Below are 12,714 nucleotides of genomic sequence, written 5' to 3'. Positions count from 1 at the left end.
CACTGACAACGCCCGGGGCCCACCCGGAGCCGTCCGAGCCTCGGACAGGCGCTAGGGCAGAGCCGCGCGGATCACGTCGGGTGTGTTCGTGATGACGCCGTCCGTGCCGAAGTCCGCCAGGTTCCGCGCGGTGGCCGCGTCGTCCACGGTCCAGGCGAAGACCTTCATCGGGCCGTGCGGGCCGTGGAGCGCGTGGACCGCCGCGACGTAGTCGGGGGACAGCGACCGGTGGTCGGAGTTGATCTGGTCGGCGAACCGCGCGTACCAGGGCAGCCGCGCGACCGGGGGTGTCCCGAGGAAGGCCGTCGTGACGCCGGGCCGCAGCCGGTGCACGGTCCGCACGCTGTCCGCGCTGAAGCTCTGGACGATCAGCCTGTCCCGCAGATGCACCGGATCCAGCCAGCCCTGGTTGTTCAGGAGCCGGAGCGTCTGCCGCTCGATGCCCGGATACAGCTCGGGATTCTTGATCTCCAGGACGAGTTTCTGGTGATTGCGCGAGACGCGGTCCATGTACTCCCGCAACGTCGGAACCTTCGCGCCCGCGAACCGCGGGCCGAACCAGCTCCCGGCATCCAGACGGGTGATCTCCGCCGCGGTGAAGTCCTTGACGTCCCAAGGGCTTCGGCCGGGATAGACCGTCTCGGCGTCGGTTGTGCGGGCCAGCGAGGCGTCGTGGAGGACGACCAACCGGCCGTCGCGGGTGCGCTGGACGTCGTTCTCGACCCAGTCGAAGCCCAGCTCGGCCGCCCGGTCGACGGCGGCCAGCGTGTTCTCCGGAGCGTAGGCGGAGGCGCCGCGGTGGGCGACGACCAGCGGTGCCGTGATCCGGCCGCCGGCCTTGGCGTGCGGGCCGGGCAGTATCAAAACGGCTCCCCCAAGAAGCGCGGCGGTCGTGGCGGCGGCAACGCGCGCGTGCATGCGTTCTCCTCGCGTCGGGCGATCACGGACAGCACAAGATTGACAGCAGAGAGTCGACGGAGGGGGGCAGGGAGATGGCCGCGGATTGAATGGAGTTGTCCAAGTCCGCTCGCCGCCACCGCACAACTGGGGAGAGGTCGTGATTGTTTGCAGGATTATCGTTCGACCATTCCGGTGGGGTCGTACTCTCAGCCTCGACCAGGTCCGCTCCGGCGGTCCGGGCCGCGGGGGTGTTTCGGACGGTTCCAGGCGTTACAGGGCGGGAAAGGCAGCCGCGCATGCGAGGCACGGTCGACGGCTTCACCTACGGACTCGTCACACCGCTGGTGGCGTATTTCATGGCCTGCCTGGGCGGGGCGCTGGGTCTTCGCTGCACCGCCAGATCCATGCTCGTCGGCGGTTCCTGGCGGGCCGGCTGGCTGGCGCTCGGCTCGATCGCGATCGCCTCCGGCATCTGGACGATGCACTTCATCGCGATGATGGGCTTCACGGTCGAGGAGAGCCCCGTCCACTACGACCGGCCCACGACGTTCGCGAGTCTGGGCGTCGCCGTCGTGATGGTCGGCGCCGGGATCTTCATCGTCGGTTACCAGGGCGCCACCGGGACGGCGCTGTTCACCGGAGGGACCGTCACCGGCCTGGGCATCGCTTCGATGCACTACCTGGGCATGGCGGGGATGCGGCTCAACGGCAGGCTCACCTACAACACCCTCACCGTCTCCGCCTCGGTCGTCATCGCCGTCGTGGCCGCCATCGCCGCCCTCTGGGCCGCCGGGCAGGTACGGGGATTCCTCTGGAGCGTGGGCGCGAGCCTCGTCATGGGGCTGGCCGTCAGCGGCATGCACTACACCGGCATGGCGGCGCTCAGCGTCCACCTGCACGGCCCGGCCGACGGCACCCCCGCCGGGGACTCGGCGGCCGCCCTGCTCGCCCCCATGATGATCGGCCCCCTGGCCCTCCTCTGTCTGGCGGGCGCCGTCGTCCTGTTCGATCCGCAGATGGTCGTGGGCAAGCCCGAACGGCGCCCCGCGGAGATCAGGCGGCCGGGCGTCCCGGCCCATACCGTCCCCGTGCACAACGGCCGCCGTCGGGCCGTCCACCCCGCGCGGGAACGCGCGTACCGCCGCTCCCGGACCTCGCAGAGCAGGTGAACCGGCCCGGTTGTCAGTGCGGGGTCGTACGGTGGATCCATGCGGCCCGTATCCAAGATCGAACGTTCGGTGGCGCCCTTCGAGGTCGTCAGCCACTTCCAGCCGAGCGGTGACCAGCCCACGGCCATCGCCGACCTGGAGAAGCGCATCCGCGCAGGCGAGAAGGACGTCGTCCTGCTGGGCGCGACCGGCACCGGCAAGTCCGCCACCACCGCGTGGATGATCGAGAAGCTCCAGCGCCCCACGCTCGTCATGGCACCGAACAAGACGCTGGCCGCCCAGCTCGCCAACGAGTTCCGCGAGCTGCTGCCGAACAACGCGGTCGAATACTTCGTGTCGTACTACGACTACTACCAGCCCGAGGCCTACGTCCCGCAGTCGGACACCTACATCGAGAAGGACTCCTCGATCAACGAGGAGGTGGAGCGCCTGCGCCACTCCGCGACCAACTCGCTGCTGACCCGCCGCGACGTCGTCGTGGTCGCGTCGGTGTCCTGCATCTACGGCCTCGGCACTCCGCAGGAGTACGTGGACCGCATGGTCAACCTCAAGGTCGGCGACGAGATCGACCGCGACGACCTGCTGCGCCGCTTCGTCGACATCCAGTACACCCGCAACGACGTCGCCTTCGCCCGCGGCACCTTCCGGGTCCGCGGCGACACCATCGAGATCTTCCCGGTCTACGAGGAGCTCGCGGTCCGCATCGAGATGTTCGGCGACGAGATCGAGGCCCTGTCCACGCTGCACCCGCTCACCGGCGAGGTCATCAGCGACGACAACCAGGTCTACGTCTTCCCCGCCTCCCACTACGTGGCGGGTCCGGAGCGCATGGAACGCGCCGTCAACGACATCGAGAAGGAACTGGGGGAGCGTCTCGCCGAGCTGGAGAAGCAGAGCAAGCTCCTGGAGGCCCAGCGCCTGCGCATGCGGACGACGTACGACATCGAGATGCTCCGCCAGATCGGCTCCTGCTCCGGGGTCGAGAACTACTCGATGCACTTCGACGGCCGTGAACCCGGCTCCGCGCCGAACACGCTGATCGACTACTTCCCGGACGACTTCCTGCTCGTCATCGACGAGTCGCACGTCACCGTTCCGCAGATCGGCGCGATGTACGAGGGCGACGCCTCCCGCAAGCGCACCCTCGTCGACCACGGCTTCCGGCTGCCCTCCGCCCTGGACAACCGCCCCCTGAAATGGGAGGAGTTCCAGCAGCGCATCGGCCAGACCGTCTACCTCTCCGCGACGCCGGGGAAGTACGAGCTCTCCCGCTCGGACGGCTACGTCGAGCAGATCATCCGCCCCACCGGCCTGATCGACCCCCAGGTGGTCGTCAAGTCCACCGAGGGTCAGATCGACGACCTGGTGCACGAGATCAGGCTGCGCACCGAGAAGGACGAGCGCGTCCTGGTCACCACTCTCACCAAGAAGATGGCCGAGGATCTCACGGACTACTTCCTGGAGCTGGGCATCCAGGTGCGCTATCTGCACAGCGACGTCGACACCCTGCGCCGCGTCGAGCTGCTGCGCGAACTGCGCGCCGGCGAGTTCGACGTCCTGGTCGGCATCAACCTCCTGCGCGAGGGCCTCGACCTTCCCGAGGTCTCCCTGGTGGCGATCCTCGACGCAGACAAGGAGGGCTTCCTGCGCTCGGGGACCTCCCTGATCCAGACCATCGGCCGCGCGGCGCGCAACGTCTCCGGCCAGGTCCACATGTACGCGGACAAGATGACCCCGGCGATGGAGAAGGCCATCGAGGAGACCAACCGCCGCCGGGAGAAGCAGATCGCGTACAACAAGGAGCGGGGCATCGACCCGCAGCCCCTCCGCAAGAAGATCAACGACATCGTCGCGCAGATCGCCCGCGAGGACGTCGACACCGAGGAGCTGCTCGGCTCCGGCTACCGCAGGACGAAGGACGGCAAGGGAGCCAAGGCCCCCGTGCCCGCGCTGGGCGCCAAGGCGACCCGCGCCGCGAAGTCCGCCAAGGCCAAGGACGCCGTGCCGACCGACCGTCCCGCGGCCGAACTCGCGCAGCAGATCGAGGACCTGACGGAACGGATGCGCGCCGCCGCGGCCGACCTCCAGTTCGAGATCGCGGCACGGCTGCGCGACGAGGTGTCCGAGATGAAGAAGGAGCTGCGGCAGATGAAGGAGGCGGGAATCGCCTGACGGTCCCGTTGAGGGCGCCGACCCCCGGCACGACGAGCGGTGTGTTGCAAGACCGACACAAATTCCGCCCCAGGGTTCGGCGCTGTCAGTGCCGCTGCGTAGGGTTCTGTTCATCCGCGGACTCCGCGGCAACAGGGGACAGTTCGAGAGGGGAACAGCGCGTGACGGTCAACATGACCAAGGGTCAGGCCATCAGTCTGCAGAAGAACGACGGGGGCACGCTGACCGCGGTCCGTATGGGACTCGGCTGGCAGGCGGCCCCCCGGCGCGGCCTGTTCGGCTCGCGCACCCGGGAGATCGACCTCGACGCGTCCGCCGTGCTCTTCGCGGACAAGCAGCCCGTCGACGTGGTGTTCTTCCGCCACCTCGTCAGCGACGACGGCTCGGTGCGGCACACCGGTGACAACCTCGTCGGCGGCGTGGGCCAGGGCGGCGACGACGAGGCCATCCTCGTCGACCTGCAGCGCATCCCGGTCCACATCGACCAGATCATCTTCACCGTGAACTCCTTCACGGGCCAGACCTTCCAGGAAGTGCAGAACGCGTTCTGCCGTCTGGTCGACGAGACCAACGGCCAGGAACTCGCCCGCTACACGCTGGCGGGCGGCGGCCAGTACACGGCCCAGATCATGGCGAAGGTGCACCGTTCCGGAACCGGCTGGCAGATGACGGCCCTCGGCACGCCGGCCAACGGCCGCACGTTCCAGGACCTGATGCCCGCCATCCTGCCGCACCTCTGAGCGGCCGGCGCACACTGCACACAGCGACATAGGGGGACAAGACGATGACGGCCGAGCTGGTCAGGGGGCAGAACCACCCGCTCCCTCAGGTCCGTCTCGAGGTCCGTGTCTCGGCCGGGAAGCCGATCGTGGCCGGAGCCACGCTCAGCGACGAACAGGGCAGAGTCCGGGGCGTCGAGTGGGTGGCCCACCCGGGCGCGCCCACGCTTCCCGGGCTCGAGGTGTCCAAGCAGGCGGCGGCCGACCACCGGCTGGCCTTCGACCTGGACGCCCTGCCCCAGGCCGTGCACCGGGTCAGCGTGCTGCTCGCGCTGCCCACCGGCGTCGGCGGACCCGTCCGATTCGGCGCCGTCGCCGCCCCCTTCGTCGCGGTCACCGGCCTCGACGGTCACGAGGTCGCCAGCTACACCGTCACCGGACTGGACGCCGAGTCCGCCGTCGTGGCCCTGGAGCTCTACCGCCGGCAGGGCGCCTGGAAGGTGCGCGCGGTCGGCCAGGGCTACGCGGGCGGTCTCGCCGAACTCCTCACCGACCAGGGGCTTCCGGAGGCCCGGCAGCTCGCGGGCAGCATCAACGAAGCGGTGGCCCAGGGCCTGGCGCGGTCGGTCGCGGCGCCTCCGCCCCGCACCCCGGAGGCGGACCGGTCCCGACAGGCCGCCGCCTCGGCGCCGGGACCGGACCAGCCCTACGCCGGACCCGGGCCCCAGGGCGCGTCGGGAGCCGTGCCGCCGCAGCAGAGCCCGTACACGTCCGGTCCGCAGGGAGCCACGGCTCCGGGGGCCGGTCACCCGGGAGGCCCCGCACAGGCCGACCCCTCCCCGGTCACCCAGTCGCCGTCACCCGGCGCCGCCGGACCGGTCGACTACAGCCACCCCCGGCGGCAGACCTCCGCCCCGCCGCCGCCCCCGCCCACCGCACCACCGGCCCAGCCCGGACAGCCCGCGCAGCCGGTCGCGGGAGACGCGACCGGCTGGTCGATGGAGGAGCGGCTGTACAACCAGGTATGGGGGATGTTCGAGGACCTGGCCAGGACCGTCGCCGCCTACCGCAGCGCCGTCGACTTCGCCGACTCCCGCATGGAGAAGGAGCTCGACCAGGTCCTCTCCGACCCGCGCAGCCGGATCGGGGGGCAGGGAGACGCGGCCCGCGAAACCGCCCGCGCCAAGCACGCGCAGCTCGTCGACCAGGCACGGGCCGCTCTCGACCGTGACCTCGCCCAGCTCACCGCCGAGGCCGAGGTCGTGGAGCCCGCGCTGCCGATGGCCTACGCGCGCTGGGACAACCCGGTCTGGCACGGCTACCGCGCCCCCATGGAGATACCCATGGCGCTCCGGCTCGGCGACCTCCGTCTGCCCGAGACGGAGAACCTGAGCATTCCCATGCTGGTACGTCTGCCGCTGGAGCGCGGCCTGTGGATCGACAGCGGTCGCAGCTCCCTGGAGGGCACGCTCGCCGACTCCGACCAGGTGCGCCGCCTTGCCGTGGACACCGCCGTAGCACACGCGGCCCGGCTGCTCGCGGTGTATCCCCCGGGCGAGTTCACCGTCCACGTCGTCGACCCGGCCGGCACCGGAGCCTCGTCCCTCGCGCCCCTCACGCAGTCCGGGGTGCTCGCGGCCCCTCCGGCCGCGGGTGCCACGGGCGTGGCGGACGTACTGCACCGTCTCACCCAGCGCGTCGACCTGGTGCAGATGGCGTTGCGCGGGGGAGCGGCCGACTCGCTGCCCCCGGGTCTCGACACCGCCGAGCAGCTCTTGATCGTCAACGACTTCCCGCACGGCTTCGACGACCGCGCCGTCACCCAGCTCCGCTACCTGGCGGACGAGGGACCGGCGGTCGGCGTCCATCTGATGATGGTGGCCGACCGGGAGGACGCGGCGGCGTACGGACCGCTGCTCGATCCGCTGTGGCGGTCGCTGCTGAGGATCACGCCGGTGCCCGACGATCATCTCGCCGATCCGTGGGTCGGGCACGCGTGGACGTACGAGCCCTCGCTCGTCCCCGCGAACAGCCAGGTGCTCCATCAGGTCCTCGCGGCGGTCGCGGCGGCCCGCCGGTCGTGGAACCGCTGACCTGATCCAGGCGCTCCCGACCTCTCGCGACGCTTCGGACCGCAGGTGTCGAACGGCTTCACCAAGTAACCGTAAAGCCATCTGACCAGGGAACTTGTACCTTCTTTTACTTTCCCCTTTACCTTTCCTTGGTGATTCGGGTACTCTTTTTCCATTCGGAGGGGAGTACTCCCTATCTGCTGCGACGTACCCGTCAATACGGATCGAGTCAGATCCCGGGGCGTCGGCCCGCGGACTCCGGGGGCGCATCCAGCGCCCCAGCGACCTCGGGTGGAAGAGACCTCCGGTGGCGAACGACTGAAATCTGCCGTTACGTACTGCCGGAGGCGCAGTGGATGTTTCCCTGACCCTGTGGGTCCTGACCATCGTGGGGCTGGCCGCACTGATCGCGGTCGACTTCTTCATCGGCCGCAAGCCGCACGACGTATCGATCAAGGAAGCCGGAATCTGGACCGTCGTCTGGATCGCCCTCGCCGGGCTGTTCGGACTCGGACTGCTCCTCTTCGCCGGCGGACAGCCGGCCGGCGAGTTCTTCGCCGGCTTCATCACCGAGAAGTCGCTGAGCGTCGACAACCTCTTCGTCTTCGTCCTGATCATGGCGAAGTTCGCGGTGCCCTCGAAATACCAGCAGCGCGTGCTCCTCGTGGGCGTCCTGATAGCCCTCGTCCTGCGCGCGGTGTTCATCGCCGCCGGCGCCGCGATCATCGCGAACTTCGCCTGGGTCTTCTACATCTTCGGCGCCTTTCTCATCTACACCGCCTGGAAGCTGATCCAGGAGGCCAGGGCCGACGAGGACGAGGAGGAGTTCGAGGAGAACAGGCTGCTCAAGGCCGCAGAGCGGCGGTTCGGCGTCGCCGACCGCTATCACGGCACCAAGCTGTGGATCCGCCGGAACGGCAAGCGCGTCATGACGCCGATGCTGGTCGTGATGCTCGCGATCGGCACCACCGACGTGCTCTTCGCCCTCGACTCGATCCCCGCGATCTTCGGCCTGACCCAGGACCCGTACATCGTCTTCACGGCCAACGCCTTCGCGCTGATGGGTCTGCGACAGCTCTACTTCCTCATCGGCGGCCTGCTCAGGAAGCTGGTCCACCTCAGCTACGGCCTGTCGGTCATCCTCGGATTCATCGGCGTCAAGCTCGTCCTGCACGCGCTGCACGAGTCCGGCGTCCATGTTCCCGAGATATCCATCCCGGTCTCGCTCGGCGTGATCTGCGCGGTCCTCGTGGTCACCACGATCACCAGCCTGTTCGCCACCCGGAAGCAGGCGGCGCGTGAGCGGGCCGAGAGCGCTTCGAAGGAGAGCGTTGACGCCTGACCGTGCCGGACGCGGTGACGGCCACCCCCGGGAGCGGCGCGCGGAACACCGGCCGTCACCGCTCCCGGCGCCCCTTGGGGCCCGACCGCCGCGATTCCGGAACGCGCCCCTTGGCCTGGCGCATGCCGGGAGCGTGTCCCGTGCCAAGAGCGCGGGGCACGCCGCCGGAGTGCGGGGCACGCCTTCCGCTGCGACGATCGCGGCATGATCGTTCGGCTCAGGTCACTCGTGACGCGGTGGACCGTCGTGGTGCCCGTGATCGCGGTGGTGCTGCTGGGCTTCACCTGGGGGCGTGACCTGCCGGGCGCGGTCGTCGCGCTGGTCACCCTGGTCCTCGCGGGTTCCGTGCTCTCCGCGGTCCATCACGCCGAGGTGGTAGCCCATCGGGTGGGGGAACCCTTCGGATCCCTCGTCCTCGCCGTCGCCGTCACGATCATCGAAGTCGCCCTCATCGTCACCCTGATGGCGGACGGCGGTGCCAAGAGTTCGACGCTGGCCCGCGACACGGTGTTCGCGGCCGTGATGATCACCTGCAACGGGATCGTCGGCGTGTGTCTGCTCGTCGCGTCACTGCGCCACGGGCTCGCCGTGTTCAACGCCGAGGGAACCGGAGCCGCCCTGGCGACGGTCGCGACGCTCGCCACGCTCAGCCTCGTCTTCCCGACGTTCACCACCAGCAAGCCCGGCCCGGAGTTCTCCGCCGCGCAGCTCAGCTTCGCCGCGGTCGCCTCCCTGGTGCTGTACGGCCTGTTCGTGGCGACCCAGACTGTCCGGCACCGGGACTACTTCCTGCCGATCACCCGGCAGGGCAAGGTCATCGACGTGGACGAGCACGCCGACGCGCCGTCCGCCCGCGAGGCCAAGGTCAGCCTGGGGCTCCTCGGGCTGGCCCTGGTCGGTGTCGTCGGCCTCGCCAAGGGTGTTTCGCCCACCATCGAGTCCGGGGTCGAGGCGGCCGGCATGCCGCACTCCGTGGTCGGTGTGATCATCGCGCTGCTCGTACTGCTCCCCGAGACCATCGCTGCGCTGCGCTCCGCCCGCCGGGACCGGGTGCAGACCAGTCTGAACCTCGCCCTCGGCTCCGCGATGGCCAGCATCGGACTGACCATCCCCGCCGTCGCCCTCGCCTCGGTCTGGCTCTCCGGACCACTCGTTCTCGGCCTCGGTCCGACCGAGATGGTGCTGCTCGCGCTGACCGTGGTCGTGAGCTCCCTGACGGTCGTTCCCGGGCGGGCCACCCCGCTTCAGGGCGGCGTTCACCTGGTCGTCTTCGCCGCCTATCTGGAACTGGCCGTCAACCCCTGACCGGCAGTCACTCCGCGACGGGAACGGCCGTCAGCCTCGGCACCGGCCGGGTCTCCGGCAGCAGCGCGAAGCACCCGAGGCTCAGCAGCGCGATCCCCGTCAGATAGACGGCCACGCCCCAGGGCACGCGTTCCCCGCTCGCCACAGCCGTCGCCACGAGCGGAGTGAGCGCGCCCCCGAGGACCCCGCCCAGGTTGTAGCCGACGGCCGCGCCCGTGCAGCGCACCCGCGGCTCGTACAGCTCCGGCAGATACGCGGCGATCACCGCGAACATGGTGACGAAGGCGATCAGCGCCACCAGGAAGCCGAGGAACATGAGCAGGGGTTCGCCGGTCGACAGCAGCCCGATCATCGGGAACATCCAGAGCGCGGCGCCCGCGCAGCCCGCCATGCACAGCGGCCGCCGTCCGTAACGATCCCCCAGCAGGGCCACCAGGGGTGTCAGCGAGCCTTTCACCACCACCGCGGCCATGATGCAGGTCAGCATGACCGTGCGGCTCACGCCGAGCCGGTCGACGCCGTAGGCGAGCGCCCACGTCGTCACCGTGTAGAAGACGGCGTAGCCGACGGCGAGTCCGCCGGCCGTCAGCAGCACGAGCCGCCAGTGGTCGCGCGCCACCTCGGCGAGCGGCACGCGCGCGCGGTCGTCCATCGCGAGGAATCCCGGGGTCTCCTCGACGCAGCGGCGCAGCCACAGCCCCGCCACCGCGAGAACCCCCGCCGCCCAGAACGGCACCCGCCAGCCCCATTGCGCGAACTGCGCGTCGGACAGCGTCGACGACAGCGCCAGCATCACGCCGTTGGCCAGCACGAACCCCAGGGACGGACCCATCTGCGGGAAGCTCGACCACAGGCCGCGCCGCCCGGCGGGCGCGTGCTCGGCCGTCAGCAGCACCGCCCCGCCCCACTCGCCGCCGAGCCCGAGCCCCTGCAGAAAACGCAGCACCAGCAACAGCACGGGAGCCGCCGCACCGATGCGGTCGTACGTCGGAACACAGCCGACGGCGACGGTCGCGGCGCCCGTCAGCAGCAGCGAGGCCAGCAGCACCGGCCGTCGCCCGCGCCGGTCCCCGATGTGCCCGAACAGCATCGAGCCGAGTGGACGGGCCACGAATCCGACGCCGAACGTCCCGAAGGCCGCCAGCGTCCCCGCCAGCGGCGAGAACGTCGGGAAGAACAGCGGTCCGAGAACCAGTGCCGCCGCGGTGCCGTAGACGAAGAAGTCGTAGAACTCGATGGCCGTGCCGACGAGGGAGGCGACGGCGAGCCGCAGCATGGAGGGCGCCCTTACGGTGCGTACGTCGTGCATGCCGGATCAACTACCCACAGTGATCGCCGGTTACGGGGGCGTGCGGGAGCGCGGTATGCGTCAGTAGGTGACCGTGATGCGCCGGGCCGGGCCGTCGACCCGGACCACCCCTCCGAAGGGGATGACGAGCTGCGGATCGGTGTGACCGAGATCCACATCGAAGACGACCATCATGTCCGGGGCGTAGACGCCGACGGCGCGGAGAACTGCTTCGCGCTGCTCCTCGGCGTAGCGGGCCCTGGCCTCCGGTTCGAGGGGCCGCTTGAACGACCACGCCTTCGGACGGCCCATGAGGAGCGCCGGGAACCGCCGCAGCAGGCCGCGCTCGCCCATGGAGCGCAGGATCCGGAAGACGTCGTCGGCCCCGGGCATGTCCTCCGAGGTCTCCAGGAACAGCACGTGACCGTCGTACACGGAAGGATCACGGGCGACCTCGCGGTCGGCCATCAGCAGCCACGACAGGATCTCGATGTTCCCTCCCCAGGAGCGGCCCTCGACCACCTTGTCCGGGCGGATCCAGGTCCAGCCCGTGCCCGGCTCGGTCCTCGGCTCGGTGAGGAAGCTCTCCGGCAGCTCCCAGGGCGCGTCGACCTGGCGGAAGCGGTCGGCGGGACGCAGCTCGTACGGCCCGGACGTGAACAGCGCGGCCCGCAGCGACTCCGCGGTCAGCGGGTCCATGGCACCCGGCCGGCCGAGCTCGCACATCACCGTCGCGCCGTGATAGCCGACGATTCCGGTGTTCCACAGGTGGACGAGGAGGTTCGTGTTGTCGCTGTATCCGAAGAACGGCTTCGGATTCGCGCGGATCAACTCACGGTCCAGCAGCGGCAGTACGGTGATCTGGTCGTCGCCGCCGATGGACGCGAGGATCGCCTTGACCGCGGGATCGGCGAACGCCGCGTGGATGTCGTCGGCCCGTTCCCGCGGAGTCGACCCCATCCTCCGGGTCGCCGGGTACTCGACCGGTTCCAGGCCGAACTCCTTGCGCAGCCGCTCCAGGCCCAGTTCGTACGGGAGGGGCAGGAGGCCGGGCAGTCCGCTGGACGGCGAGATCACGGCTATCCGGTCACCGGGTACGGGCTTGGGAGGGTACGCGGGCGTCGTCATGGCGAGAGCGTACGAGCCGTCCCGCTCGCCGCGCACCGTGATAAACCGGTTCCCAGCAGCGGTCCTTGACGGGCCGGCAGCCCCGACGGACCGGAGGAAACGTGCCCCGCACCCTCGCCAACGCCCCGATCATGGTTCTCAACGGCCCCAACCTGAACCTCCTCGGGCAGCGGCAGCCGGAGATCTACGGTTCCGACACGCTGGCGGACGTCGAGGCGCTGTGCGTCAAGGCGGCGGCCGCGCACGGCGGCACGGTGGACTTCCGGCAGTCCAACCACGAGGGCGAGCTGGTGGACTGGATCCACGAGGCCCGGCTGAACCACGCGGGGATCGTGATCAATCCGGCCGCGTACTCGCACACTTCTGTCGCCATCCTGGATGCGCTCAACACCTGTGACGGACTTCCCGTGGTGGAGGTCCACATCTCCAACATCCACCAGCGCGAGGAGTTCCGGCACCACTCGTATGTCTCTCTGCGGGCCGACGGGGTCATCGCGGGCTGTGGCGTGCAGGGATACGCGTTCGCGGTGGAGCGGGTGGCGGCGCTCGCGGGAACGGGGCGGGCGGACACCTGAGCAGGGGGTTTCCGGTCGGAGACCCGGCCGTTTACCCCACCTCG

At 69.9% G+C, this 12,714-nt stretch carries 10 protein-coding genes; 7 read left to right on the top strand and 3 right to left on the bottom strand.

Annotated features, from left to right (window positions below; genetic code table 11):
- Positions 1–51: 51 nt before the first annotated feature.
- On the bottom strand, positions 52–918 hold the full coding sequence (locus tag ACWEBX_RS03520) for a glycerophosphodiester phosphodiesterase (RefSeq protein ID WP_451883236.1): 867 nt from the start codon (positions 916–918) through the stop codon (positions 52–54).
- A 278-nt stretch (positions 919–1,196) separates the two neighbouring features.
- Between ACWEBX_RS03520 and ACWEBX_RS03515 the strand changes: the two genes are divergently transcribed.
- The 6 genes from ACWEBX_RS03515 to ACWEBX_RS03490 all read left to right on the top strand — a co-directional run bounded on the left by ACWEBX_RS03515 (position 1,197) and on the right by ACWEBX_RS03490 (position 9,679).
- Positions 1,197–2,069 carry an MHYT domain-containing protein gene (locus ACWEBX_RS03515; RefSeq protein ID WP_451883235.1) on the top strand — a complete coding sequence of 291 codons (873 nt, stop codon included), beginning with the start codon at positions 1,197–1,199 and terminating at the stop codon, positions 2,067–2,069.
- Positions 2,070–2,108: 39 nt separating this feature from the next.
- Positions 2,109–4,241 (top strand): excinuclease ABC subunit UvrB, encoded by a 2,133-nt coding sequence (uvrB, locus tag ACWEBX_RS03510; protein ID WP_451883234.1) that lies wholly within the window; start codon positions 2,109–2,111, stop codon positions 4,239–4,241.
- Positions 4,242–4,402: 161 nt separating this feature from the next.
- Entirely contained in the window at positions 4,403–4,981 is a 579-nt protein-coding gene (locus ACWEBX_RS03505; protein ID WP_328668477.1) for a TerD family protein, read from the top strand.
- Positions 4,982–5,025: 44 nt separating this feature from the next.
- Positions 5,026–7,053, top strand: a complete 2,028-nt coding sequence (locus ACWEBX_RS03500; protein ID WP_451883233.1) for a TerD family protein — start codon at positions 5,026–5,028, stop codon at positions 7,051–7,053.
- 331 nt (positions 7,054–7,384) lie between these two features.
- Complete coding sequence (locus tag ACWEBX_RS03495; RefSeq protein WP_451883232.1) at positions 7,385–8,374, top strand: TerC/Alx family metal homeostasis membrane protein; 990 nt, start codon at positions 7,385–7,387, stop codon at positions 8,372–8,374.
- Positions 8,375–8,578: 204 nt separating this feature from the next.
- The gene (locus ACWEBX_RS03490; protein WP_451883231.1) at positions 8,579–9,679 is read left to right on the top strand and encodes a calcium:proton antiporter; all 1,101 of its coding nucleotides are present in this window, start codon (positions 8,579–8,581) and stop codon (positions 9,677–9,679) included.
- 7 nt (positions 9,680–9,686) lie between these two features.
- Here ACWEBX_RS03490 and ACWEBX_RS03485 read toward each other — a convergent pair whose 3' ends face one another.
- Both ACWEBX_RS03485 and ACWEBX_RS03480 read right to left on the bottom strand, forming a co-directional pair.
- Positions 9,687–10,988: an MFS transporter gene (locus ACWEBX_RS03485; protein WP_451883230.1), complete on the bottom strand. Its 1,302-nt coding sequence runs from the start codon at positions 10,986–10,988 to the stop codon at positions 9,687–9,689.
- 60 nt (positions 10,989–11,048) lie between these two features.
- The gene (locus ACWEBX_RS03480) at positions 11,049–12,095 is read right to left on the bottom strand and encodes a S66 family peptidase (RefSeq protein ID WP_451883229.1); all 1,047 of its coding nucleotides are present in this window, start codon (positions 12,093–12,095) and stop codon (positions 11,049–11,051) included.
- A 101-nt stretch (positions 12,096–12,196) separates the two neighbouring features.
- Here ACWEBX_RS03480 and aroQ point away from each other — a divergent pair, with 101 nt between their 5' ends.
- On the top strand, positions 12,197–12,670 hold the full coding sequence (aroQ, locus tag ACWEBX_RS03475; RefSeq protein WP_451883228.1) for a type II 3-dehydroquinate dehydratase: 474 nt from the start codon (positions 12,197–12,199) through the stop codon (positions 12,668–12,670).
- The last annotated feature ends 44 nt before the right edge of the window (positions 12,671–12,714 follow it).

The organism is Streptomyces sp. NPDC005070, assembly GCF_053600395.1.
Note: the sequence above shows the minus strand (reverse complement) of the source record. Positions and strands in the feature narration are given on the sequence as shown.